We start from the raw sequence: 23,645 nt of genomic DNA, 5'->3' as shown, positions 1-23,645 counted from the left end.
TGTCAGTGAACACACAAGGCCGTGTCAGCGTTGGGCCAGGCTCCCGGTGGCGTGTGCTCGCCGTTGTGGTTTCGAGTCCTTTCCGTGTCCGAACGCCTCACGGCGTCTGGAAGCATGGGCGCATGTCCAACGGCAGTAGTCGCCGCCTGGGAGGGTTGGCCGGAGAATCGAGCGGATGATCGACACGCATTTCCGCAACGCACCACCCGGTGTCGGCGACAGGGCCGACGGGGGGACATTCGTCGACATCGACGGCGACCTCCTGTGGCATTTCCAGGGAGGCGACCCGATGGGGCCGCCGACGGTCCTCCTGCATGGATCGTTCTCATCGGCATCGAGCTGGGGTGCTCAGTTGGGCGACTTCGCCGACGCCGGCCTACGCCTGTTCGTACCCGAACGCAGCGGTCACGGTCACAGCCCCGACCAACCAGGGCCCTACACGTTCGCGTCGATGGCGCAACAGGTCATCGCCTACCTCGAGAACGTGGTGCGCGCGCCCGCAAACCTCGTCGGGTGGAGCGACGGCGGGGTGCTCGCGTTGATGGTCGCCCGACGCCGCCCCGACCTCGTCGCGCGTCTCGTCGTCACAGGCAGCTACGTGAATCGAGGCGGGCTACTGGTCTCCGAACTGTTCGATCGACTCGGGGACGACGACGAGCACGTCATCGCATGCCTGCGCGACAGCTTTCTGCACGACGATGCCGAGGCCGACGCCGTATTCGACAAGACGGTGGCGATGCTGCGCGTCGAGCCGAACTTCGACACCACCGACTTCGCGGCTGTGGCCGCGCCGACCCTCATCATCGCGGCCGACCGCGGCATCGTGCGCGTCGAGCACTCCGTCGATCTTGCTGCGACCCTGCCTTGTGGCCGACTGGCCGTCCTGCCCGGGACCCACATCCTGCCGCTCGAATCGCCGCACCTGTTCAACCCGCTGGTACTGACCTATCTTGCGTCAGATCCCCCGAGCAGCGTCGAACTCTGATCCCGGCGTCGGGTCACCGACCCCATCCGTTGCCGAGCCCACCGGCTCTGCGATCAGTCCGACGCCGCGGTGCCACGCCAGTCGACGCTCGCCGTCCGGGTCTGCCTCGATGCGATCGGAACGGTCGATGACCAGTGTCTCGCGGTCGTCGACCGAGTAGCGAGGCCAGTCGTCGCCGGGCACGCCGGTATGCGCGAATGCGCCCCACCGCGACTGCACGTCGGCGGTGACGCGCGCGGTGGCACCCCAGTCCCCGACGCTCAGTGGCGCGCCGAGAGCCGAACGATACGCACCGAACACCGCGAACAGTTCGGTCGCGTGCGTCGCGCCGACGCCGAGCTTGCCGAGCACCTTGGTGTAGAAGTCGTAGCGGTAGGCGTAGGTCGGTGCGACGCGACTGTGACCATCGGCGAACGCCAACGCCGGCGCCCAGAACGTCGCATCCGCGGAAAGCCGCAGGCGTTCCCCGGGGCCTGTGTAGAGCGCGGAGATCTGCTCCCGTGCACCCTCGTCCTCGACGCGGAGGAGCATGCGCTCGGCGTCGGGCAGCATGTTCCACAGCTTCTCGAACAGTTTGCCCTCGTCCCTGTTTCCGCCGACGATCAGCGGAACCGGGTGCGTCTTGCCGGCCTGCGCCGCGTCGACAGGTAGGTGCGGTAGGAGCCTGCTGCCCGCGACGGGCGCAAACGGCACGGGTTCTGGCGTCTGCGCCCGCGACGCGAAACGCATCAACCGGTTGCTCGCACGGAAAATCTCCTCGGTGCTCGCACCGTCGAGGAGTTCGCGCGCGTGCTCGGGAGCGATCGGCTCGCCCCGATCGGCGATGTCGCTGCTTCGACGCTCCGGCTCGCGCAGCAGACGCAGGAACTCGTCTGCGAACACCTCGGCACTCGGCTTGCCGACGACGAGTTCAGGGGCCGGGCTCTCGGCGATCGCGCGTGCGAACAATCCCTCGGCGTCCGGCGTCGCGAGCAATGTCAGCACCGCCGATCCGCCCGCACTCTCGCCGAACACCGTCACGGCGTCGGGGTCGCCACCGAAGGCCGCGATGTTGCGTTGCACCCAGCGCAGCGCGGCGAGCATGTCCGATAGTCCGGGGTTCTCGTCGAAGGTGCGCTCGGGCGTCGAATACGCGCTGAAGTCGAGCAGCCCGAACGCGCCGAACCGGTACTGCACGGTCACGACGATCACGTCGGCTGCGCGTGCCAGCGCCGAACCGTCGTAGAGCGGTGTCGCCGCGGTCCCGAGGATGTAGGCACCGCCGTGGATGAACACCATCACCGGGCGCGGTGTCGACGACTGCGAGCTGGGCGAGAAGACGTTGAGCGTGAGGCAGTCCTCGCTGGTCGGTGCGTAGCGGCCCGGTCCGGTAGCGGTGAATCGACGTTCCTGGACCGCGGCGTTGCCGAAGCTCGTGCAGTCGCGGACACCTGGCCATGCAGCCACCGGCTGCGCCTCACGGAATCGGCCTCTGCCGACGGGCGGAGCCGCGAACGGGATGCCCTTCCAGCTGATCGTGCCGCGTCGCGTACGTCTACCCCTGCGGCCGCCGACAAGCCCGTCGGTGGTGGTCACGATGGTGTCGATCAACGTCATTGCCCCAACCTAACGAATACCGCGAGACCGCGGTCACACCGGCCCGACAGAGTTCCGGTGCGGATCGCTCAGCGGTGGCGACGCTGGCGGGCGAACTCCGCGAGCACCACGCCCGCGGCCACCGACGCATTGAGGCTTTCGACATCGCCCGCCATCGGGATCGACAGGACCGAGTCGCAGGTCTCACGCACGAGCCGCGACAGGCCCTTGCCCTCCGAGCCGACGACGATCACCGTCGGCCCGGTGCCGTCGTAGTCGTCGAGCGTCACGTCGCCCTCGGTGTCGAGGCCGACGATCTGCGCGCCGGTCTGCGCCCAGTCCTTGAGCGTGCGGGTCAGATTCGGTGCCTGCGCGACCGGAAGCCGCGCGGCAGCACCGGCACTGGTCCGCCAGGCAACCGCGGTGACACTCGCGCTGCGACGTGCCGGAATGACGACGCCGTGTCCACCGAATGCGGCCACCGATCGGATCACCGCGCCCAAATTGCGCGGATCTGTGATGTTGTCGAGTGCCACGAGTAGCGGCGGCACACCCGACTCCATGGCGTCGCGCATCAGGTCGTCGGGGTGGGCGTACTGGTATTCGGGCACCTGCAGCGCGATGCCCTGATGCAGTCCGTTCGACGACATCCGGTCGAGTTCGGGCTTACCCACCTCGAGGATCGCGATTCCGCGGTCGCCGGCAAGCTTCACCGATTCGGCGACACGCTCATCGGGTTCGCTGTTGACCGCGATGTAGAGGGCTGTGGCGGGAACTCCCGCGCGAAGACACTCGAGCACGGGGTTACGGCCGAGCACATACTCCGGACCGTCGTCCTTTCGACGCGAATTAGCGCGTCCCGCAACGCTTTTACCGGCGGCCTTCGCCTTCTTGTGCGCCGGATGGTAGGGACGGTCGACGGCCTTCGGGGTGGCTCCACGCCCTTCTAATCCACGTCGCCGCTGACCGCCCGAACCGACGGTCTGACCCTTCTTGCTGCCCGACTTACGCACCGCGCCACGGCGTTTGGAGTTTCCGGCCATCGTTGTCGTCCCGTCCGCTTGAGTTGCTTACTTGCCCTTGAGCGCCCAGGTGGGGCCATCGGGGGTGTCGGTGACCTCGATACCTGCCTCCGACATGCGATCTCGCACGGCATCGGCCGTAGCCCAGTCCTTGTCGGCGCGTGCCTGCGCGCGCCGATCGAGTTCTGCATGCACCAGCACGTCGAGCGCCGACATCGCATCGGTGTCGTCGGAACCCTCCACCCAGTGCTCGTCGAGAGGGTCGACGCCGAGCACGCCCATCATCGCGCGCACCGAACCGGCAGCCTCGAGCGCGGTGGCCCCGTCCCCCGCCTCGAGCGCAGTGTTCCCCTCGCGTACGACATTGTGGATCGTCGCCAATGCCGCCGGTACGCCGAGATCGTCGTCGAGCGCCGCCGCGAAGTCGGGATGCACCTGTCCGACGGCGACCGGTCCCACACGCGAAAGCACCCGTCCCACAAACGATTCGATACGTCGATAGCCCGCGGCAGCCTCTGTGAGCGCACCCTCGGAATACTCCAACATCGAACGATAGTGCGCACTCCCGAGGTAATAACGGAGTTCGACGGCCCGCACCCTCTGCAGCATCGCCGGGATGGCCACGACGTTACCCAGCGACTTGCTCATCTTCTCGCCGCCCATGGTGACCCAGCCGTTGTGCAACCAGTATCGGGCGAACGGGTCACCGGCGCCATGCGCCTGCGCGATCTCGTTCTCGTGGTGCGGAAAGATCAGATCCATTCCACCGCAATGAATGTCGAATTCGGCGCCGAGGAGCGACGTCGCCATCGCCGAGCATTCCAGGTGCCAGCCCGGTCGGCCAGGACCCCAGGGGGTCGGCCACGACGGCTCGCCGGGTTTCGCAGCCTTCCAGAGGGTGAAGTCCTGCGGGTTGCGTTTGCCGGTGCCCGCGCTCTCACCCTGGTGCATGTCGTCGAGCTTCTGCCCCGACAGCGCACCGTAGTCGGGAAGACTACGGACGTCGAAGTAGACGTTACCGTCGGAGGCGTAGGCGTGCCCGCGCGCGATGAGACGCTCCATGTATTCGACCATCTGCGTCACGAAGCCGGTCGCACGCGGCTCGGCCGACGGCGGCTGCACGCCGAGTGCGTCGTAGGCGCTCGAGAACTCGCGCTCATGCGTGGCGGCCCACTCCCACCAGGGGCGTTCGGCTTCGGCCGCCTTGCGCAGAATCTTGTCGTCGATATCGGTGACGTTACGGACGAACAGGACGTCGTTGCCCTGGTACTCGAGCCAGCGGCGCAGCACGTCGAACGCGATACCGCTGCGCACGTGACCGATGTGCGGAACACCCTGCACGGTTGCGCCACACAGGTAGATCGTCACTCGGCCGGGGTGCAGCGGAACGAAGTCGCGCACCTCTCGAGCAGCGGTGTCATGTAGGCGCAAGGTCACGACGTGCAATTCTACCTGCCCGGCTCCACGCGCCCTGCCACCGACCGTCACGGGGTATGGGTGTCGGAGGACTCCCTCACCAGTGCCGTCGCCACCGCTGCCACACCCTCCCCGCGGCCGGTCATGCCGAGCCCGTCGGTGGTCGTCGCCGAGACCGACACCGGAGCGCCCAACGCGTCGCCGAGAACCCGCTGCGCCTCCGCACGGCGGGGGCCGATCTTGGGTCTGTTGCCGATCACCTGGACGGCCGCATTGACCACCGCGAATCCCTCGACCTCGAGCATCCGGGAGACGTGAGCGAGCATCGTCACGCCCGACACCCCGTCCCATTCGGGCCGACCGGTGCCGAAGACGGAGCCGACGTCGCCGAGACCTGCCGCCGAGAGCACGGCGTCACACAGGGCATGGGCGCCGACGTCGCCGTCGGAATGGCCGGCGCATCCGGGCGTGTCGGGAAAGAAAAGGCCGACCATCCAACACGGGACGGTCGGGTCGAGTGCGTGTGCGTCGGTGCCGATTCCGACTCTCATCGTCCGACTCTCATCGCAGTGCTCCCGGTGTCGTCGTCGGCTCGAGGACAAGATCGCGCGCTATGCGCAGATCCCACGGCGTGGTGATCTTGAAGGCGAGCGGATCACCGGCGACGACGTGGACGTCGATACCGATCCGTTCGGCCAACCCGGCGTCGTCGGTGGCGAGACCGGAGTCGTCGGCGTGAGCTGCGATGAGCGCATCGCGCGAGAAGCCCTGTGGCGTCTGGATGGCGCGGAGTGGTTCACGGTCGACGGTGTCGAGTACGCGTCCCGCGCCGTCGACACGCTTGAGGGTGTCGGCCACCGGTAGACCCGGCACGACGGCGAGATGTCCGGCGAGAACCGCGTCGAGTACGGCACGGAAGACGCGCGGGGGTGTCAGCGGCCGCGCGGCGTCGTGCACGAGCACGACGTCGGCGTTGCCGCAGACCGCGATGCCGGCACGCACGGACTCGGATCGATGCGCTCCGCCCGCGACCACGACGGCCGACGGGACGAGCGCTGCGGCGCGGTCGACGAGGTCGGCGGGAACGACGACAACCACCTCGGCGTCGATGTCGGCGGCGAGAACACCGTCGACACAACGCTCGAGAATGGTCGAACCGCCGAGATCGACGAACGCCTTGGGCTGATCGAGTCCGAGGCGTGTACCCGAGCCGGCGGCCGGGATGATGACGCTCGTCGTCGGGCTTCCGGAGGCGGTCGTCCTACCGCCAGAGGCGGAGGCACCGCCCGACGAAGTACTCCCCGGGGCCACGCCGGTCAGCGGACCGTCAGCGTCAAGACGCTGCGGCCAACACCTCGTCGAGAATGCTGGTGGCCTTCTCGTCATCGGTGTTCTGGGCGAGCGACAACTCGTCGACCAGCACGCGCCGAGCACGTGTCAGCATGCGCTTCTCGCCCGCGGACAGTCCGCGGTCCTGCTCGCGCCGCCACAGGTCGCGGACGATCTCGGCCACCTTGATGATGTCGCCGGAGATCAGCTTCTCCTGATTGGCCTTGAAACGTCGGGCCCAGTTGGTGGGCTCCTCGGTGTGGGGTGCCCGAAGCACCTGGAACACCTGGTCGAGTCCCTCTTCGCCGACAACGTCTCGGACGCCGACGTATTCGAGCTTTGTCGAGGGAATCTGAACGGTCATATCACCATCGGCAACCTTGAGAACGAGGTATTCGATCTGCTCACCCTTGATGGTTCGGGTAACGATGTCTTCGACCCGAGCAGCACCGTGATGGGGGTAGACAACGGTGTCGCCAACTTTGAAATTCAATGTTCCATGCCCCTTTCGAGTAAGGCCAGTCTAGCACGGTGGTCATTTGGGTCACATCCAACGGTGCAGGTCAAGGCACTACTGCGCACCTGCGGCCCCGTGGATTTCACTGTTGCAGCAGGTGAGCGGGTGAGGCCATAACAGCCTCGGCCGCAACGCGCAAGCATCCGATTCACAGGCCGCCGCGACGCCGTATTCGACGTCCCCGCAGCCGCTCGGAGAAGGCCGTCGAATACGGTTCGTCGGTACCAATCCGGTACCCCGCCGGGATTTTGGCACGCCCGCCCACTACGCTGCGTAGTGCAGGGTTCGCGCCAACGCGATTTCGGCCTTTCGATTACCTGGGAGGAACGGGTGTCTGTGTCATCGCAGAATGAGGCAACTCGGAGTGGGACAACTCGGAGTGGGTCGAGCCATCCGACTCGTCGTGTGCGTCGGTTCGCCGAAGCCACAGCCATCGCAGCAGTCGGAATCGCGATCGCGTTCGGGACCACCGGTTGCGGTGCCGGACAGATCTCGCAGACAGCGAACCAGTTGCCCGCGGTCAACGGCAACAGCGCCAACCTCGGCAAGATCGAGTTGCGCGACGTGCAGATCATCTACCCGGCACAGAACGCGGCGTCGGTGTTCGACAACGGCGGCCCCTTCGAACTGTCCTGGGTGATCGCCAACCAGAGCGAGATCGACACCTACCGGCTCGTGAACGTGACGGCCGAACACGGCAACGTCACGCTCAAGGACCGCTACGACCTGCAGCCGGGCAAGGCCCTGCGCGCCGGTGAGCCCGCCGCACTGATCCAGCAGACCGACATCCCGAACCCGGTCGAGGAGAAGCGGATGACCGCGACGCTCGACGGCACCGGCAAGTCCGTCGCCGTCGGACTGACCACCAAGCTCACCTTCACTTTCGAGAAGGTCAATGCGAACGGGTCGACCTCACCGGCCGGTTCGGTCACCATCGACACCCCGATCGACTCCGGCACGCTGCTCACCCGCCAGGACAAGGTCCGCGAGGCGGAGGCACCGGCCGACGAGCACGCCGAGGACACCCCCAACGTCTTGCCGCACTGATCTCGGCACTACACAGACCCTCACGACGAGCCCCGGAGCAACCGCTTCGGGGCTCGTCTGCGCATTGCGGCATTGTCGGTGCCCTGCCCTAGTCTTGTGCCGTGGCAAAACCCAAGTCGACGTTCCGCTGTTCCGCGTGTGGCCATACCGTCGCCAAGTGGGTTGGCCGATGCCCGGAGTGCGGCGAGTGGGGCACCGTCGACGAGGTGGCGTCGCTGCCCACAGCAGTCGCTGCGCACAGTGCTGTCGCACCGTCGAGTCCCGCCGTCCCGATCACCGAGGTCGACGCCGCGTCGTCGAATGCGATCCCTACGGGCATAGCCGAATTCGACCGAGTACTCGGGCGTGGAGTGGTGCCGGGATCGGTGATCCTGCTGGCAGGCGAGCCGGGCGTCGGGAAGTCGACACTGCTCCTCGAAACCGTCAAGCACTGGGCGCGCGGCGGGCGTAAGGCGTTGTATCTGACCGGCGAGGAATCCGCCGGACAGGTCCGGCTGCGTGCCGAACGCACCGATGCCGTGCATGAAAACGTCTATCTCGCAGCCGAAACCGACCTCGCGACAGTCCTCGGACATGTCGACGCCGTCCGGCCCTCGCTCCTCGTGGTCGACTCGGTGCAGACCATGGTCGCCACCGGGACCGACGGCGTGACAGGCGGGGTCACGCAGATCCGCGCAGTCACCACCGCACTCGTCTCGCTCGCCAAGAACCGCGGGATCGCTGTCATCCTCGTCGGGCACGTCACCAAGGACGGCAGCGTCGCCGGACCGCGGTCGCTCGAGCACCTCGTCGACGTCGTGCTGTCGTTCGAGGGCGACCGCCACACGGCTCTGCGCATGGTGCGCGGTATCAAGAACCGGTTCGGATCGGCCGACGAGGTCGGTTGCTTCGAGCAGCGCTCCGACGGCATCCATCAGGTCACCGATCCGTCTGGAATTTTTGTCCACCAACATGATTCGGACGTGAGCGGGTCGTCGTCGATCGTCGCGATGGACGGCAAGCGTGCACTCGTCGGCGAGATCCAGGCCCTGCTCGCCGATTCCAAGATGGCCAACCCGCGTCGCGCGGTGTCCGGTCTCGATTCCGCGCGTGCCGCAATGGTCCTCGCCGTACTGCAGGGACGGTCGGGGCTACCGCTCGGCGAGCGCGAGGTCTACCTGTCCACGGTCGGTGGCATGAAGGTCACCGAACCGGCCGCCGACCTCGGGATCGCGCTCGCGGTGAACTCCTTCATCAAGAACACTCCGACGCCGCGCACCACGGTCGCGATCGGAGAGGTCGGCCTCGCCGGCGAGGTGCGCCGCGTCTCGGCAGTCGGGCGTCGGGTCGCCGAAGCCAAACGATTGGGCTTCACCCACGCGATCATCCCCGCGGGCTCCGACGACCAGCTCCCCAAGGGCATCAAGATCACCCGCGTGTCGGTGCTCGCCGACGCCATGCGTGCGGCCTTCATCGCCCCGGTCGACGCCTCCCGCGCACCGTTCTGACCTGAGACCGTACAGACCTCGGGTCCGGCGATCTCGGCCCAACGCCGCACGAGCAGGTGGACGCGGTTGGTGCACCGACCGCGTCCACCGGTTCGGGCCGCGTCTGCGACCTCCTGCTCGGTGGCCGCCGGACTCACGGACGCGACATGCGCTGCTTGTACTCGTCGGCCATCGAACTGTTCTCGACGTGCTTCGCAAAGTGTTCGCGCGCGTTGATGGTCACAAAGATGCTGTGCCCCACCACCACCGGTTGCGACGGATCACCGAGGTGCCCGACGGCCTCGACGAAGACCTTGCGCCGCTGCCTGCCGAGGATCTCCGCGCGAAGCTGCAGCGTCGAGCCGATCGGTACCGGCGCGACGAAGTCGACCTCGAGATGCACGGTGACCGCCGACGGACCGACCAACAGCGGGGCCGTCCCCATCACCTCGTCCATCGCCGTCGACAGGATGCCGCCGTGGATCACGCCGGGACCGCCCTCGAACCGGGGCTCGACGAGCATCGACGTCTCGACCGCGAAGCCCTCCGCCGCGCGCACCTCGAGGTGGAGTCCCTGCGCCGACTCGGCGCCACACCCGAAACACAGCGGATTGTGCATCCGGATCGGTTCGCCCGGAGCCGCCGCTTTCGGGTGACGGACCAGGGGGTCGAGGTCGGTGGGCACCACGAAGTCACGTTTCACGTGCCGTTACCCTAGTCTCCGACGGCTCGTGCTTCTCACGCGCGGCCGCGAGAAGGGACGCACACCATGAGCGACATCGCGCGAACCGAGCCGGGGACACGCTCGGAACTGATGCGCGAGACCCTTGCTCGCGTCGCGCCGGGCACCGGGCTCCGCGACGGTCTCGAACGCATCCTGCGCGGTGGCACCGGCGCGTTGATCGTCATCGGGCACGATTCCGACGTCGAGAAGATCTGCGATGGCGGGTTCCACCTCGACGTCGAGTTCGCCCCGACACGCCTTCGCGAACTGGCCAAGATGGACGGCGCGGTGGTGCTCTCCACCGACGGCAAGCGGATCGTCCGCGCCAACGTCCAACTCGTGCCGGATCCCTCGATCCCGACCGAGGAGTCCGGGACGAGACATCGGTCGGCCGAACGCACGGCTATCCAGACCGGACATCCGGTGATCTCGGTCAGTGCGTCGATGTCGATCGTGAGCGTCTACGTCGATGGCCTGCGCAAGGTGGTCGAGAGTCCCGACCCGATCCTCTCGCGCGCCAACGTCGCGCTCTCGACCCTCGAGCGCTACAAGATGCGGCTCGACGACGTCAGCGCCGCGCTGTCGCGAGCCGAGATCGAGGACTACGTCCTCCTCCGCGACGCGATGTCGACTGCTCAGCGCATGGAGATGGTGCGTCGCGTGTCGGCCGAGATCGACGACTACGTCCTGGAACTCGGAGTCAACGGGCGACAGGTCAGTCTGCAGCTCGAAGAGCTCATCGCCGAAAACGACACGATGCGTGAACTACTCGTCCGCGACTACTACGCGAGCCCCGAGCCGGCGACGACCGAGGAGGTGCGCAGCTCGCTCGAGGCGATCGAAGCCCTCTCCGACGCCGATCTCCTCGACCTCACACTCCTCGCGGGCGCATTCGGTTATCCGACGACCATCGAAGCCCAGGACACCGCGATGAGCCCACGCGGCTACCGCCTCCTCGCGGGCATCTCGCGGCTGCAGTTCGCCCACATCGACCGCCTCGTGCGCAGTTTCGGGACGTTGCAGGCGCTGCTCGCGTCGTCTGCCGCCGATCTGCAGGCCATCGAGGGCATCGGCGGTATCTGGGCACGGCACATCCGCGAGGGTCTGTCGCGGCTCGCCGAGACCAGCATCGAGAGATTCGACTAGCCCGGTCAAGCCCACCACGACGTCGCAGGAACTCAGGACATTGCTCGACGGTCAGCTGCTACTGCTGTGCGGGGGCCACGACGTTGAACGTGATCGGCGCCGATTCCTTCTCGCCGATCTTTCCGATGGCCTGATACGACCCGGCAGCCACCGCGACGCGCGGCTTGTCGCAACCGGGGTTGCTCGTCGTTCCCGACCACGTGATGGTGTCCTTGGCCTGCTGTTGCGGCTGCAGCACGACGTTGTTCACGTCCTTCAGCGGCGAGCAGTCCTGCGCCGACCACAGCGTGCGGGTCCCGTCGAGCGTCCGCACGACGACGTTCTGTGCTGCTTTCCCCACGTCACGGGTGCACGCGGTCAATCCTGCGTTGGTGGTGACGATCGTGAACACCGGCTGATCTCCGACGGTGTAGGTCGGCTTGTCGGTGTAAAGCACTACGGCGATGTTCTGGTCGGGGCACAGCGGAGTCCCGTTCACTCCGCTGGCCGGAGCGGGCGCATCCCCGGATGCTGGTGACTGTCCCGGCTGACCGGACACGCCCGCGGAGCCGTTCGCCGGATTCCCGCCACCGCCGCCAGACCCGCCCTGGCCGGACGGGGCCTGCGACGACTCCGACGATCCGTAGGCGGGAGATGTCGTCGTCGAGACGGACGACGCCGACGCCGTGTTCGACGGCGACTTGTCGCCTCCCGAGGTTGTCCACACGATCAGACCGATGACCAGAGCCAGCGCTGCCACCGCTACACCACCGGCGACGATACGTCGACGCCAATAGATCTCGGATGGAAGCGGGCCCTGCGGTTCGATCACGCGTCCACGCTAACGGCCACCCAGCGCACCGCAGTTGACCCCGGGCGGCGTGTCGTCGAGAAAAACGCGCCTGACCGGCGCAAAGTCTAAAGGTTGACTTAAGCTGCGCGCCGCTGCGACGGGGCGTCCTAGGCCGAAGCAGCCTCGTCGGCAACCACGTGGTCGACGCCCGCCGACGCCTCGTGTGCCCCCTTGTGCGCGTTGCCGTCGGACCCATCGATCTCGACATACGCCTGACCGATGTCACCGTAGGCGCCCTGCAACTGCACAGCACCCTCGTTGAGCGCGTAGGTCAGGCCGACGATCGCGAGCTTTCCGTTGGCCACCCGGTCGGCGATGATCCGACTCCGCTGCATCAGTAACCGGCCCGTTTCGACGACGTGCCTGGCCTCGAACTCGTCAACCCTGGTCAGTCCCTCGCTACGGCCCGCGAGGATGCTCGGCGTGACCCGCTCGACGACGTCGCGGATATAGCCACCGGGAATCTGCAGGTCGTCGAGGGCGTCGAGGGTCGCCTTGACCGCCCCACAACTGTCGTGGCCGAGGATCACCACGAGCGGTACCTCGAGGACCTCGGCGGCGTACTCGAGCGAGCCCATCACCGCCGAGTCGACCACGTGGCCTGCCGTGCGAACGACGAACATGTCGCCGAGTCCCTGGTCGAAAATGATCTCGGCCGCGAGGCGCGAGTCCGCGCAGCCGAACAACACGACGTGCGGGTGCTGGCCCGCGACGAGTCGCGCACGGTCCTCGATACCCTGGCTGGGATGTTCAGACTCTCCGTTGATGAAGCGCCGATTGCCTTCGCGCAGTACGTCCCACGCCTGTCTCGGGGTCAATCCGATCATGCCGTTTAGTCTGCCACCTCAAGTGCTTCTGGGTTGGTTCGACGCCAACGAACGCGATCTGCCGTGGCGCGAGCCCGGCCTTTCCGGCTGGCAGATACTCATCAGCGAGATCATGCTCCAGCAGACGCCGGTGGCCCGCGTCGTCGAACCGTGGCGCGAGTGGGTCCGACGCTGGCCTGTGCCGTCGGCGATGGCTGCGGCGTCGCCCGGTGATGTGCTGCGGGCGTGGGGCAAGCTCGGCTATCCGCGACGTGCCCTGCGCCTGCACGAATGTGCCCGGGTACTCGCCACCGACCATGACGACAGGGTTCCCGACGACGTCGAGACGATGCTCACCCTGCCCGGCATCGGCGACTACACCGCGCGTGCGGTCGCCTGCTTCGCCTACGGACAGGCGGTGCCGGTCGTCGACACCAATGTCCGACGCGTACTCGCGCGTGCCGTTCACGGACGTGCCGAGCCGGGCAATCCGTCGAAGCGAGACCTCGCCGACGCCGAGGCCGTGCTGCCACGCAACGCGGACGGGACCTACGCGGCGTCGGCCCCCAGGTTCAGTGCCGCTCTGATGGAACTGGGCGCACTGGTCTGCACCGCCCGGAACCCCGACTGCGCGCGCTGCCCGCTGACGTGCGCCTGGGTCGACGCGGGGAAACCCGCGCACACCGGACCGCCCAAACGGGTGCAGAAGTTCGCGGGCACCGACCGGCAGGTCCGCGGACTGCTCCTCGACGTCCTGCGCGGCACCGACGGCCCGGTCATCCGTGACCGGCTCGACGTCGTCTGGCTCAGCGACACCGCCCAGCGCGACCGCGCACTCGACTCGTTGCTCGTCGACGGCCTCGTCGAGATCACCGCCGACGGCCGCTTCTGTCTGGCGGGCGAGGGCGGATGACAGCGACACGTCCCCATGTATGACGTTCGAACGCTTCACCTGCGCCCGCAGGGTTGCTAGCTTTGCCTGATGACTGAGCCGCCGAACGACTCGACGCCCTCTTCCGGATCCACTCCCGACCAGCCTCACGGCACCAATCCCGCTCCTGGTCAGCCACAGTACGGACAGCCGAATCCCGGCCAACCCCAGTACGGGCAACCCGCGCCAGGCCAACCTCAGTACGGCCAACCCCAATACGGGCAACCTCAGTACGGCCAACCCGCGCCCGGACAACCCCAGTACGGGCAACCTGCACCGGGGCAATCCCAGTACGGGCAACCCGCGCCCGGACAACCTCAGTACGGACAGCCCCAGTACGGCACCCCCGCGCCGGGTTCGGTTCCGCCGGGCACCCCACCGCCCTCGAATCCGTACGGCACGGCTCCCGGTTACGCCGCCGCTCCGCCGCCCGGTGCACCGGGGACCCCGTTCAGCGTCGGCGAGAGCTTCAGCTGGGCGTGGAGCCAGTTCAAGGCGCACCCCGGCCCGATGGTCCTGCCCGGTGTGATCATGGCGGTCGTCGGAATCGTGTTCTGGGTCCTGATCCTCTGGGGCTCGTCCTTGTTCGGAACTACGACCACCAACACCGTGGGCGGCAGCGCGTACGGCGGTTACACCGCCAGCTACGAGACAACGACGATGAGTGGCGGAGCACTGGCAGGCCTGATCGTGATCTACATTCTCGGGCTCCTGCTCCTGCTGTACATCCAGGTCTCGATCCTCTCCGGCGCCGTCCGCGTCGCAAACGGCGAACCGGTCGACGCGAAGTCGTTCCTGGTCCCGATCCGATTCTGGCCGGTCATCGGGACGACGATCCTCGTCGCCCTGATCACTTTCGTACTCGGTTTCTGTGTCATCGGTGGAGTCATCGCAGCGTTCTTCTTGCAGTTCGCGGTGCTCGCGACGATCAGTGAGGGCCGCTCCCCCGGAGATGCGATCGGACGTTCGTTCCGTGTGACCACCAACAAGATCGGTGACTCGATCCTCACCCTGATCATCGTGTGGTTGACGAACTTCGTGGGTGCACTGCTGTTCGGCATCGGACTGATCGTCTCCGCGCCGCTGGCGGCGCTGTTCCAGGTCCACGCGTTCCGCCGCATCGTCGGCGAGCCGGTCGCGCCGCCCGCCTCCTGAGCGGGCTTACGGCCACATCCGAAAGACCCAACCAGCTAAGACCACAACCTAATTCGACGCCGCGCCGATCAGCGATACGGCAACGCGGAGAGAAACGCTTCGACGGCGCCCCGGAAGACCTCCGGGGCGTCGTCGTGTACGAGGTGACCCGCTCCGCTGATCCGCAGATGCGTGGCGTGGTCGTTGATCGATGCCATCTTCCGCATCTGCCCGTCGGGCGTCACGGTGTTCTCCGCCTCGATGAGCAGGCTCGGCACCGGAACGCGACGCCACTGTTCCCAGAAGTCACGCGTGCCCCACTCCTGCGCGATCGCCGTCCATGTATCGAGCTGACCGTGCAGTCGGCCGTCGTCGAATGCCTCGTAGAAGTACCGTCCGGCGACAGGTCCGAACATCTGCTGCGCGTGCGCAAGTGAGGTGAAACGGTCCGGCCACGAGTTGAACCATGGTGTCCACTCGGTGGTAGTCCGGCCGCGGAAGTCCGGCGCCATGTCTTCGACTACAAGTGCGCTGACCAACTCCGGATACTCTGCGGCGGCACACCAGGCGTGCAGCGCACCCATCGAATGGCCGACAAGCACAGCAGGTCCCAGGTCGATCCAGGTGAGGATCTCGGCAAGGTCGGCGACGAATCGCTCGGTCGAGACCTCTGCGGGATCGGAGATGTGCGCGGCGTCGACTCCGGTGTGGAACGCGGCGTCGAAGGTGAAGACCCGGCCGTACCGCCGCAGCCAGGGAATCTGTCGCCGCCAGGTACGACCGCGTCCCATGAGCCCGTGGAGCAGCACGATCGGCCCCACGCCCTGCTCACCCGTCGGCTGCTGCGCATCAAGGCCCCGATCGGGACCACCGTGGTCGAGCAGTCCCGTCTCGGCCCTCACGTACGCAGTCACAGTCAACGAGGTTAATCCGACGCGCGGGCATTCCGAACCAGGCAGCACCGCGAACTAGGCTGGGGTCATGACAGTTGTGAAGATCAACGCAATCCAGGTCCCCGAGGGCGCAGGCCCCGAACTCGAGAAGCGCTTCGCCAACCGCGCGCACTCGGTCGACGGATCGAAGGGCTTCCTCGGATTCCAGTTGTTGCGCCCGGTCAAGGGCGACGACCGGTACTTCGTCGTCACGCAGTGGGAGACCGAAGAGGATTTCCAGGCGTGGGCGTCGGGTCCCGCGCGCGAGGCTCATTCGGGTGAGCGCGCCAAGCCGGTCGCCAGCGGTGCAGACCTCCTCGAGTTCGAGGTGGTTCTCGACGCGAAACCCTCTTCCTGACAACTCATTTCCGCGTGGCCGCATGCGCGGCCCGCACAGCCGGAGTGCACACTCATGAGCGCACAACCGATGTTCCCGCTCGGCACAGCACTATTGCCGGGTGAGGTGCTTCCATTACGGATTTTCGAACCGCGCTACCGGGCGATGCTCGACGACTGCCTCGCCACCGCCGACGGCCCGCCGCGTTTCGGTGTCGTGCTCATCGCGCGCGGGTCGGAGGTCGGCGGCGGTGACGTCCGGCACGACGTCGGGACCTTCGCCGCCATTGAGCGGGTGAGCCGCGATCCGGTCGGGCTGTCGTTCGTGCACTGCGTCGGCACCCGACGGTTCCGGGTGACCGAGTGGCTGCCGGACGATCCGTACCCGCGCGCCGAGGTGGCTCTGCTCGACGAGCCGAAGATCAGCACGACCTCCCGCGCCGACTCGCTCGCGCTCGGAGCACGCATCCGCGAGATCGTCGTCGACGCCTACGCCAGGCGAGGCGAACACCTGCCCGACGATCTCCCCTCGTTCGATGCAGCCGATCTCGACGACGCCGGACTGTTCGGCTGGGCCGCCCGCCTACCGATCGGTGCCGCCGATCGGCAATCCCTTCTCGAGGCGCCCGACTTTCCCGCCCGCATCGCGATCCTCGACGACGCGGTCGAGGGGTTCGCCGCCCGCATCGCGTTCGACGCCTGATCTCGACACCAGAGTTAGAACGTGTTCTAGTATTGGATGTGCGGTGGTTCACACCTGTCCGCGCCCCTCCCCGGCTCTGTCCGTCAACCGCTGGTCGAGGGAAAACATCGGGTACCAACATCAGGAGCACGCATGACCCAGACCGTCGAACCCCGTTCATCGAATGGGGCAGGCACCTCCGACGACCGGACCGAGCTCTACATCGGCGGTACGTGGGTGGCGCCTCATTCGACCGAGACCCTCGAGGTGTTCTCGCCCACGACCGGCGAGCGGGTCGCCTCGGTCCCACTCGCCGATGAGGTCGACGTCGACACAGCGGTCCGCACCGCCAGGGCCGCCTTCGAGTCGGGCGTCTGGTCGCAGAAACCCGCAGCCGAGCGGGCCGCCGTACTCGAACGGGTCGCCGACATCATCGACGAACGCGCAGAGTCGATCTCGGCCCTCGTGTCCTCTGAGATGGGCGCACCGCCGAGCGCCGTCGACATGCTGCAGAAGCTCCCCGGCACCGGTGTGCTGCGCTCGTATGCCGAGGCCGCGCGCACGTACGACTGGACCGAGTACCGCACCGGCCTGTTCGGAACCACGCGCATCACCCGCGAGCCGGTCGGCGTCGTCGGTGCGATCACCGCGTGGAATGTGCCGCTGTTCCTCGTCTGCAACAAGCTCGGCGCCGCACTCGCCGCGGGGTGCTCGGTGGTGCTCAAGCCCGCACCGGAGACCCCGCGGACAGCCAACGCCATCGCCGAGATCTTCGCCGAGGCCGGGGTTCCCGACGGCGTCATCTCGGTGATCCCCGGCGGACCGGAGACCGGCAAGGCCCTCGTCGCGCACCCCGATGTCGACAAGATCACGTTCACCGGCTCTACCGCAGCGGGCCGTCAGATCGGCGCAGCGTGCGCAGAGTCGCTCAAGCGGTGTTCGCTCGAACTCGGCGGCAAGTCAGCCGCAATCGTCCTCGACGACGTCGACATCAACAACATCCCCATGATGGTCTTCCTCGGACTGTTCAACACCGGTCAGGCGTGCGTCGCGCAGACCAGGGTGCTCGTACCGGCCAATCGCAAGGACGAGATCGTTGCGGCGATGATCGAGGCCGCCAAGGCCATGAAGGTCGGTCTGCCCAGCGAGGCCGACAGCCAGCTCGGACCGGTGATCAGCAAGCGCCAGCTCGAGAAGATCGAGGGCTACATCGCCAAGGGCAAGGAGGAGGGCGCCACCGCAGCACTCGAGGGCGGCCGTCCCGAGGGCCTCGACGACGGCTACTTCCTCACCCCGACGATCTTCACCGACGTCACCAATGACATGACGATCGCGCAGGAGGAGATCTTCGGGCCGGTGCTGTCGGTCATCACCTACGACGACGTCGACGAGGCGATCGCCATCGCCAACGACTCCGACTACGGGCTGGCGGGCACCGTCTGGACCGCCGACGTCGAGCGTGGCATCGAGATCTCGGAGAAGATCAGGACCGGCACGTTCGGGATCAACTTCTACGCCATCGACCCCGGTTCACCATTCGGCGGCTTCAAGAACTCCGGCATCGGCCGCGAATGCGGCCCAGAGGGTCTCGAGGCGTTCATCGAACACAAGTCGACGATGCTCCCGATGGGGTACCAGGTCTCCTGACCACACTCGACAGTCCTCCCCTGATGATCGCCATCGGGGGAGGACTGTTCTTTTCCGACGTGCCGACACGATCAATCGACGCCGCGGCGCGCCACCTGCCAGCCCGGCAACCTCAAGCCCGGCAACCTCAGGGCGTTGGCGGCGCGCTCGATTCGGGAGTGGCGGGGGCACTCGTGGCGGGCGCCGAACCTGACTCGGGGCCCGGCAGCGGAACCGCTCCCGGGGGCGGTGTCGCGGTCTGTTCGATACGACTGCGGAACGAGTCGTCGGTGATGATCTCGATCTTCTCGATCATCCAGGTGTCGTCGCGACGAACCATCGAGAACGTGAGTCTGCTCGGATCGACGCGCACGAGGTCTTTGCCGTCCCGGCTGACCGATTGGTTCATGAAGAGCAGGACGGTCGAGGTGTCGCGCGTGTTGGTCACGACACCGGCGTCCTGGATGACCGCCTGCGAGACCACCCGCTGCTTGCGGACGCCCTCGACGAAATCGTCCTTCTCGTTGGGCAGAGGTTTCGCGATCAGACGGTCGTACTCAGCCTTCGCATCGCCGGTGACGACTCGCTGGGAACGCTGGACGTGGTCGGCGACATTGACCGGGTCGTAGCCGAACATCGTTGTCGCGTAATCCCGCGCGGCGTCGAGCGACGACTCGCGAGCGTCCTCGGTGGCACGTACGTCCCAATATCTGAACCCGAGAAATCCCGTGAGGACCGCACAGGCAACAGCGACGACAACGAGACCCAATCCGACCAGACGCCCCGTGGTGAGCCACTTTCTCGCGCTCCCGCTGCGCGTGACGTTGCTGCCTCGCACTGCGCCGGTGGCCGCCGCCCCGGTGTTCTTCGTTCCCGTCGCGTCCGCTCCGGCGGTGTCCTTCTCGGCCGTGTTCACCATGCTCAGATCACCCACTCGAAGTTGGTCATCTTGAGGGCATTGTTGATCCGCGTGATGTCCACCCGCCAGCGGAACGTCTGAACGACGGTCTCCTGCTTCGGGTCCTGCGACTTCATCTCCCAGCCGTAGACCACGATCACCGACCCCTCGTCGTCGGTCGCCTTGGTCACCGCGTCGGTGATCACCGACGAGGTCACGGTCTGATTCTGCGTACGGATGAGGTCGGTAACCTGCGCCATCGACTGTCTGATGCGTTGCTGCGCATCACCACTGGTCTTGTCCTGCACGGTCTGCAGCGCTTTGTCGACGTTGCCCGGATTGAGTGAAGTGAGGTCGATGGTCATCTGCCGCGCGAACGTCGAGTACGACGCCCGGAGATCGTTCTGATGCTCGAGTCGATTGGTACCGACGGCAAACAACGTTGACGCGATCAGGCACGCGACGATGAACACCCCGCATACCGCGCCCGCGACCATCCACCAGAAGTTGCGCCCTCGACTCACGCGGGCCCGACGCTCGACGGGTCGACGCTGAGTACTCGCCTGCCGACGAGCGCGACGCTCGCGATAACTGACCGGGCGCCCCGCAGCGTCGGCGGGTTCCGCTGTGGCGTCGGCGGGTTCTGCGGGATCGGCGGCTTCGGCGGGCTCCACAGTGCCGTCGGGGCGCTCGCCAGCGTCGGCGACGGGTTCCGTGGCGGCGACGGGATCGGCGGCACCGTCGACGAGATCTGTGGCGGCCTCGGCAGGTTCTGCAATGCCATCGGCCACCGGCTCGTCGACGCTGCGTCGACCGCGCCGCCGTAGCGGCGCCGAGCGGACGGGACGGCGCGTCGTCGTCTGTCGACTCACTCGTCGATCCCGCTGGTGATCAGTCCCTGCCACGTGTCCCGCTGTCCTTGATCGTCGTTCTGTCCTTGAGCGGCGCCATGCCCCTGGTCGTCACTTCGTCCACGGGTGCCTGTACCTGTTCCGGCGTTGTACGTCTTTCCGTCAGGGCCGATGAAGTCACCCGTATCCGGATCGTACGTGGTGCCGTAAACGGCAGGCCCCGGCTCATACGCGTCAGGGGTGGCCTGCGTCGTGTACCCGGCGGGAGCGGGCACCAGGCCAGGGATTCCGTTGGGTAGGGCGACGTTCTTCTTCGGACTGGCCTTGAAGCCGGTTCGGCACTCCTCGGGTGTCGGTGCGCGTCTGCCGGGGAACTCGACACAGGGGAAGTTCCTCGCGCCACGGACCGCGATCTGCGTGTCCTGCGGTAGCCGGCACAGCAGACCGGGCGGAAGTTCCTGGGCGGTTTGCACCGCCGGGCTGCGCCATTGATCCGATGGCAGGAAGCCGACGGTGCACGGCGCGGGATCCTGGAAGCCGAGTGAGAACAGCACGCTGGGTCCGTATTCGGCCGATCCCTGGTGGACGGCAGTCAGCAGCGCACCGATGAGCCGCGGGTAGATCACCACGACCTGCTGGAGATTCGGTAGGTAGAGAGCGAGTGTCTTCGACGCGACCCCCAGATTGTTGATCAACATCGGCAACGTCTGGTCCATGCCCGCGAATAGTTGCTGCGATTTCGAGGCCGTCGACGGCCCCTTCGCGAGGATGTCGGTGATCTCGGGTTTGTTCGCCCGCAATTGATCGGTCACCTTGACCGCGTCGGCGGTCCAGGCGCGTATCGAGTCGGCGGTCCTGTTCTGGGTTTCCAGCAGTGGGCCGGTCTGCTTGACCAGATCGATGGTCGCGTCGACGTTCTTGTCGGCGTCGTCGACGAGAAGTGTCATCGAGTCGAGCAGTCGACGCAGGTCCTCGCCGGTCCCGTTGAACGCGGTGAACGCCTCGTCCATCACATCGCGCAGCCGGGTGTCACCGACCTTCTCCAGTAGCGCGTTGGCCTGTTCGAGTACCGACGAGATCTCCACGGGCACATCGGTGCTGTGGACCACCGCGCCATCGCCGAGGTACTGCCCTCCCGATCCGGACGTCGGCGTGAATTCGACGAACTGCTCGCCGACGGCCGACACGCTGCGGATCGACGCCTTCGAATCGGCCGGGATCTTCGCAGAGCTCTCGATCGACAACGCCGCCGCGACGCCGTTCTCGGTCAAGCGCACCTGCGTCACCTTGCCGACGTTCACACCGCGATAGCTCACGTTCGCGTTGGTGTAGATTCCGCCCGTACTCGGCAGTTCGAGGGTGACCGCGTATCGTCCGACGCCGGCCATTGCAGGCAGCCGCACGTAGTACACGGCCATCGCGACGAGCGCGACGACGGTGACGATCGCGAAGATCGTGAGCTGCATCCGCACGAACCTGGTGATCTTCATCGACCGCCCCCGTTCCGCGATGCCCCCGCCGAAGGCTGCGCCTGCGGCGACGGGGATGTGCCCGTGGCGGTCGATTCCGGCGAACCGGCAGGAACCGGTTCGGTGCTGTCGGGGCGCTTCTCACCACCGGGAACAAGTGGCGAGGTGAAGGGATCGAGCCCGCGTTTCGCCGCGCCGGCCGGCTGGCCTGTCACACCCTCCGGACCCACGAGCCCAGAGGTCATGAGAATGGTCTGCTTGAGCCGGTCGACGGTCAGGTCGAGCACGAGATCGGAATTGACGTAATCGCCCTTGACGATCTGCGGAATCGTCTCCTCGAGGAAGGGGAAGGTGAACAGGATCTTGGTGGCCGCAGGCAGCGATGGCCCCGCCGCCGCGAGCGCACCGACCGTCGGATTCAGATTCGCGACGATGGTCTTGATGTCATCGGTGTTGGCGCGGAGCACGTCGTTGACCGTCTTCGACAATCCACTCAATGCCGACAGCGCACCGGTGAACTTGTCCCGCTCGTCGTTGAGCATCCGCAAAATGTCCGGGCCGTCGGCAAGCGCTTTCTCGACGGTCGGCTTCTGTCGGTTGATGGTGGCACTCAACCTGTCGAGCCCGTTCATCGCGTCGATGATGTTGCCCGACTGTCCGGCGAGGTCGGAGATGAGCGTGTCAAGCCGCGGGACGAGTTGTCGGATCGACTCTGCGTTGCCACCGAGGATCTGGCTCAGCTCGTGGGTGACATCGCCGAGCTGTGAGAGTCCACCGCCGTTGAGCACCACAGAGAGTGCGCTGAGCACCTGCTCTGTGGTCGGAAATGCGCACTGCGGGACCTGTTGTGCCGAATTGATGTCCGCGACACGCTGGCCCGACGGCGCTGCGATGTTCTTCTGTTCCGGGCACGACGGCAGGGGAATCTGATCCCCGGCGTGCAGATAGCCCGCGGTGACCTTCTCGGGCGGCACGATGGCCAGGTGCGTCGAACCGAGCACGCTCGTCATCCCGACCTTCACGTACGAACCGCGGGGAACCTTGATCCCCGGGTTCAGCCGGATCGGGAGCTTGGCATGCCAGCCGGAGTCCACCTCGATGTTGCCGACACTGCCGACGGTCACATCGTTCAACATGACAGGCGAATTGTTGGTCAGTCCCGCTGCGGTCGGAATGACCGCCGAGATCTCCCACGACCCGTTACCCGTTCCCTGAGCCCCGGGCACCGGGAGGCTGTCGGCGCCGTCGAATCCGCACGCCGTCGCGATGGTGGCGACCACGGCAACCATGAGGGCGGTACGCAACCCACGGGAGCGCCTGCGCGACATCAGCCCTCGCCTCCCCACGGCACGAGGAGATCACCGAGTCCGCCGCCGTTGCCACGCCGGGTGGCAGCATCCTGGTCACGGATTCCCTGCTGGGCACGGGCTTTGACGTCTGCGTTCTGATAGGTGATCTGGCTGGGCAGTGCGCTCTTGCCGACCACGGGGTCGGACATGAACGGAGGGTAGGCCACCGACAGTGAGCCGAGAACGGGCGCGAGAACGTCGACGCACTTCTCGACGTCGGCCTCGCTCTGTCCGGGGCGGTTGTTGGCCTCGATCGTCCCGCACAGCAAGGTGATGAGGTTGTTCCCCATACCCAGCCCGAAGACACCGGAGAGCGAGCCGGTCAGCGGGTTGTAGATGTTGTAGAAGTTGGCGAGCTGATTGGGTGCCGAGTGCAGCAGTCCGCGGACCTTGTCGTCCTTCTCGGCAAGGATGCGCGTGGTGTCCGACAGTTTGGCCACCGACGACGTCAGTGCATCCTTGTTCTGGTCGATGAACGTCTGAATGTCGGCCATCGCCGAGTCGAGGTTGTGCATCGCACCGTCGAGCTGCGTTGTGTTGTCGGCGAGAACGTCTGTCACCGAAGCGATGCG

At 66.6% G+C, this 23,645-nt stretch carries 23 protein-coding genes and 1 pseudogene; 9 read left to right on the top strand and 15 right to left on the bottom strand.

Features of this window, described 5'->3' with window-relative positions:
* Nucleotides 1–175 precede the first annotated feature (175 nt).
* Nucleotides 176–985, top strand: a complete 810-nt coding sequence (locus GOACH_RS01330) for an alpha/beta fold hydrolase (RefSeq protein WP_005169348.1) — start codon at nt 176–178, stop codon at nt 983–985.
* Here GOACH_RS01330 and GOACH_RS01325 read toward each other — a convergent pair.
* From GOACH_RS01325 to GOACH_RS01300, 6 genes are all read right to left on the bottom strand, one after another.
* On the bottom strand, nt 956–2,581 hold the full coding sequence (locus tag GOACH_RS01325; protein WP_005169347.1) for a carboxylesterase/lipase family protein: 1,626 nt from the start codon (nt 2,579–2,581) through the stop codon (nt 956–958). The two genes, GOACH_RS01330 and GOACH_RS01325, sit on opposite strands and share 30 nt — an antisense overlap.
* A 68-nt stretch (nt 2,582–2,649) precedes the next feature.
* Nucleotides 2,650–3,603: a 23S rRNA (guanosine(2251)-2'-O)-methyltransferase RlmB gene (gene rlmB / locus GOACH_RS01320; RefSeq protein WP_005169346.1), complete on the bottom strand. Its 954-nt coding sequence runs from the start codon at nt 3,601–3,603 to the stop codon at nt 2,650–2,652.
* 27 nt (nt 3,604–3,630) lie between these two features.
* Nucleotides 3,631–5,019 carry a cysteine--tRNA ligase gene (cysS, locus tag GOACH_RS01315; RefSeq protein WP_040517426.1) on the bottom strand — a complete coding sequence of 463 codons (1,389 nt, stop codon included), beginning with the start codon at nt 5,017–5,019 and terminating at the stop codon, nt 3,631–3,633.
* Between the two features lie 47 nt (nt 5,020–5,066).
* Nucleotides 5,067–5,549: a 2-C-methyl-D-erythritol 2,4-cyclodiphosphate synthase gene (ispF, locus tag GOACH_RS01310; protein WP_005169344.1), complete on the bottom strand. Its 483-nt coding sequence runs from the start codon at nt 5,547–5,549 to the stop codon at nt 5,067–5,069.
* Between the two features lie 10 nt (nt 5,550–5,559).
* On the bottom strand, nt 5,560–6,309 hold the full coding sequence (gene ispD / locus GOACH_RS01305) for a 2-C-methyl-D-erythritol 4-phosphate cytidylyltransferase (protein WP_005169343.1): 750 nt from the start codon (nt 6,307–6,309) through the stop codon (nt 5,560–5,562).
* Nucleotides 6,310–6,331: 22 nt separating this feature from the next.
* A complete protein-coding gene (locus GOACH_RS01300) occupies nt 6,332–6,820 on the bottom strand; it encodes a CarD family transcriptional regulator (RefSeq protein ID WP_005169342.1) in 489 nt (162 codons plus the stop codon).
* Nucleotides 6,821–7,249: 429 nt separating this feature from the next.
* Between GOACH_RS01300 and GOACH_RS01295 the strand changes: the two genes are divergently transcribed.
* Both GOACH_RS01295 and radA read left to right on the top strand, forming a co-directional pair.
* Nucleotides 7,250–7,891 carry a copper chaperone PCu(A)C domain-containing protein gene (locus GOACH_RS01295; RefSeq protein ID WP_005169341.1) on the top strand — a complete coding sequence of 214 codons (642 nt, stop codon included), beginning with the start codon at nt 7,250–7,252 and terminating at the stop codon, nt 7,889–7,891.
* Nucleotides 7,892–7,992: 101 nt separating this feature from the next.
* A complete protein-coding gene (gene radA, locus GOACH_RS01290; protein ID WP_005169340.1) occupies nt 7,993–9,378 on the top strand; it encodes a DNA repair protein RadA in 1,386 nt (461 codons plus the stop codon).
* Between the two features lie 133 nt (nt 9,379–9,511).
* Here the strand turns inward: radA and GOACH_RS01285 are convergent, their stop codons facing one another.
* Nucleotides 9,512–10,060, bottom strand: coding sequence for a PaaI family thioesterase (locus tag GOACH_RS01285; protein WP_005169338.1), 549 nt, complete (start codon nt 10,058–10,060; stop codon nt 9,512–9,514).
* Between the two features lie 66 nt (nt 10,061–10,126).
* On the opposite strand from GOACH_RS01285, the gene disA reads away from it, so the two are divergent.
* Nucleotides 10,127–11,227 carry a DNA integrity scanning diadenylate cyclase DisA gene (gene disA / locus GOACH_RS01280; RefSeq protein WP_005169336.1) on the top strand — a complete coding sequence of 367 codons (1,101 nt, stop codon included), beginning with the start codon at nt 10,127–10,129 and terminating at the stop codon, nt 11,225–11,227.
* A gap of 58 nt (nt 11,228–11,285) precedes the next feature.
* On the opposite strand, the gene GOACH_RS01275 is transcribed toward disA, so the two are convergent.
* The gene (locus tag GOACH_RS01275) at nt 11,286–12,038 is read right to left on the bottom strand and encodes a hypothetical protein (protein WP_040517414.1); all 753 of its coding nucleotides are present in this window, start codon (nt 12,036–12,038) and stop codon (nt 11,286–11,288) included.
* Between the two features lie 128 nt (nt 12,039–12,166).
* Nucleotides 12,167–12,886: a carbonic anhydrase gene (locus tag GOACH_RS01270; RefSeq protein WP_005169333.1), complete on the bottom strand. Its 720-nt coding sequence runs from the start codon at nt 12,884–12,886 to the stop codon at nt 12,167–12,169.
* Here GOACH_RS01270 and GOACH_RS01265 point away from each other — a divergent pair.
* On the top strand, nt 12,885–13,778 hold the full coding sequence (locus GOACH_RS01265) for an iron-sulfur binding domain-containing protein (RefSeq protein ID WP_005169332.1): 894 nt from the start codon (nt 12,885–12,887) through the stop codon (nt 13,776–13,778). The genes GOACH_RS01270 and GOACH_RS01265 overlap by 2 nt on opposite strands.
* Before the next feature lie 69 nt (nt 13,779–13,847).
* On the top strand, nt 13,848–14,951 hold the full coding sequence (locus GOACH_RS01260) for a DUF2189 domain-containing protein (protein WP_005169330.1): 1,104 nt from the start codon (nt 13,848–13,850) through the stop codon (nt 14,949–14,951).
* Nucleotides 14,952–15,019: 68 nt separating this feature from the next.
* Here the strand turns inward: GOACH_RS01260 and GOACH_RS01255 are convergent, their stop codons facing one another.
* Nucleotides 15,020–15,844: an alpha/beta fold hydrolase gene (locus tag GOACH_RS01255; RefSeq protein WP_040517408.1), complete on the bottom strand. Its 825-nt coding sequence runs from the start codon at nt 15,842–15,844 to the stop codon at nt 15,020–15,022.
* A 67-nt stretch (nt 15,845–15,911) separates the two neighbouring features.
* Between GOACH_RS01255 and GOACH_RS01250 the strand changes: the two genes are divergently transcribed.
* From GOACH_RS01250 to GOACH_RS01240, 3 genes are all read left to right on the top strand, one after another.
* On the top strand, nt 15,912–16,220 hold the full coding sequence (locus tag GOACH_RS01250; protein WP_005169327.1) for an antibiotic biosynthesis monooxygenase family protein: 309 nt from the start codon (nt 15,912–15,914) through the stop codon (nt 16,218–16,220).
* A 69-nt stretch (nt 16,221–16,289) separates the two neighbouring features.
* A complete protein-coding gene (locus GOACH_RS01245; RefSeq protein WP_005169325.1) occupies nt 16,290–16,901 on the top strand; it encodes an LON peptidase substrate-binding domain-containing protein in 612 nt (203 codons plus the stop codon).
* A 132-nt stretch (nt 16,902–17,033) separates the two neighbouring features.
* On the top strand, nt 17,034–18,527 hold the full coding sequence (locus GOACH_RS01240) for an aldehyde dehydrogenase (RefSeq protein ID WP_005169323.1): 1,494 nt from the start codon (nt 17,034–17,036) through the stop codon (nt 18,525–18,527).
* Nucleotides 18,528–18,654: 127 nt separating this feature from the next.
* On the opposite strand, the gene GOACH_RS01235 is transcribed toward GOACH_RS01240, so the two are convergent.
* From GOACH_RS01235 to GOACH_RS01215, 5 genes and pseudogenes are all read right to left on the bottom strand, one after another.
* Nucleotides 18,655–19,425, bottom strand: coding sequence for a hypothetical protein (locus tag GOACH_RS01235; RefSeq protein WP_005169320.1), 771 nt, complete (start codon nt 19,423–19,425; stop codon nt 18,655–18,657).
* Between the two features lie 2 nt (nt 19,426–19,427).
* Complete coding sequence (locus GOACH_RS01230; protein ID WP_040517407.1) at nt 19,428–20,276, bottom strand: Rv1363c family protein; 849 nt, start codon at nt 20,274–20,276, stop codon at nt 19,428–19,430.
* Nucleotides 20,273–21,745 (bottom strand): MCE family protein, encoded by a 1,473-nt coding sequence (locus GOACH_RS01225; protein ID WP_005169316.1) that lies wholly within the window; start codon nt 21,743–21,745, stop codon nt 20,273–20,275. Before GOACH_RS01225 ends, GOACH_RS01230 begins: the two co-directional genes overlap by 4 nt.
* Complete coding sequence (locus GOACH_RS01220; RefSeq protein WP_005169314.1) at nt 21,742–23,052, bottom strand: MCE family protein; 1,311 nt, start codon at nt 23,050–23,052, stop codon at nt 21,742–21,744. The genes GOACH_RS01225 and GOACH_RS01220 overlap by 4 nt, the downstream gene beginning before the upstream one ends.
* A pseudogene (locus GOACH_RS01215) lies at nt 23,052–23,645 on the bottom strand (MCE family protein); the annotation flags it as partial. The pseudogene GOACH_RS01215 and the gene GOACH_RS01220, both read right to left, overlap by 1 nt.

Source organism: Gordonia aichiensis NBRC 108223, from assembly GCF_000332975.1.
Classification (GTDB): Bacteria; Actinomycetota; Actinomycetes; order Mycobacteriales; family Mycobacteriaceae; genus Gordonia; species Gordonia aichiensis.
This window is presented reverse-complemented; position numbering and strand designations above follow the sequence as displayed.

What these genes read in the sequence shown, in the direction of transcription:
- GOACH_RS01235 (WP_005169320.1), bottom strand. Translation starts at nt 19,425, where the DNA reads ATGGTGAACACGGCCGAGAAGGACACCGCCGGAGCGGACGCGACGGGA.
- GOACH_RS01330 (WP_005169348.1), top strand. Translation starts at nt 176, where the DNA reads ATGATCGACACGCATTTCCGCAACGCACCACCCGGTGTCGGCGACAGG.
- rlmB (WP_005169346.1), bottom strand. Translation starts at nt 3,603, where the DNA reads ATGGCCGGAAACTCCAAACGCCGTGGCGCGGTGCGTAAGTCGGGCAGC.
- GOACH_RS01270 (WP_005169333.1), bottom strand. Translation starts at nt 12,886, where the DNA reads ATGATCGGATTGACCCCGAGACAGGCGTGGGACGTACTGCGCGAAGGC.
- GOACH_RS01260 (WP_005169330.1), top strand. Translation starts at nt 13,848, where the DNA reads ATGACTGAGCCGCCGAACGACTCGACGCCCTCTTCCGGATCCACTCCC.
- GOACH_RS01240 (WP_005169323.1), top strand. Translation starts at nt 17,034, where the DNA reads ATGACCCAGACCGTCGAACCCCGTTCATCGAATGGGGCAGGCACCTCC.
- GOACH_RS01265 (WP_005169332.1), top strand. Translation starts at nt 12,885, where the DNA reads ATGCCGTTTAGTCTGCCACCTCAAGTGCTTCTGGGTTGGTTCGACGCC.
- GOACH_RS01220 (WP_005169314.1), bottom strand. Translation starts at nt 23,052, where the DNA reads ATGTCGCGCAGGCGCTCCCGTGGGTTGCGTACCGCCCTCATGGTTGCC.
- GOACH_RS01245 (WP_005169325.1), top strand. Translation starts at nt 16,290, where the DNA reads ATGTTCCCGCTCGGCACAGCACTATTGCCGGGTGAGGTGCTTCCATTA.
- GOACH_RS01225 (WP_005169316.1), bottom strand. Translation starts at nt 21,745, where the DNA reads ATGAAGATCACCAGGTTCGTGCGGATGCAGCTCACGATCTTCGCGATC.
- disA (WP_005169336.1), top strand. Translation starts at nt 10,127, where the DNA reads ATGAGCGACATCGCGCGAACCGAGCCGGGGACACGCTCGGAACTGATG.
- GOACH_RS01325 (WP_005169347.1), bottom strand. Translation starts at nt 2,581, where the DNA reads ATGACGTTGATCGACACCATCGTGACCACCACCGACGGGCTTGTCGGC.
- GOACH_RS01250 (WP_005169327.1), top strand. Translation starts at nt 15,912, where the DNA reads ATGACAGTTGTGAAGATCAACGCAATCCAGGTCCCCGAGGGCGCAGGC.
- ispF (WP_005169344.1), bottom strand. Translation starts at nt 5,549, where the DNA reads ATGAGAGTCGGAATCGGCACCGACGCACACGCACTCGACCCGACCGTC.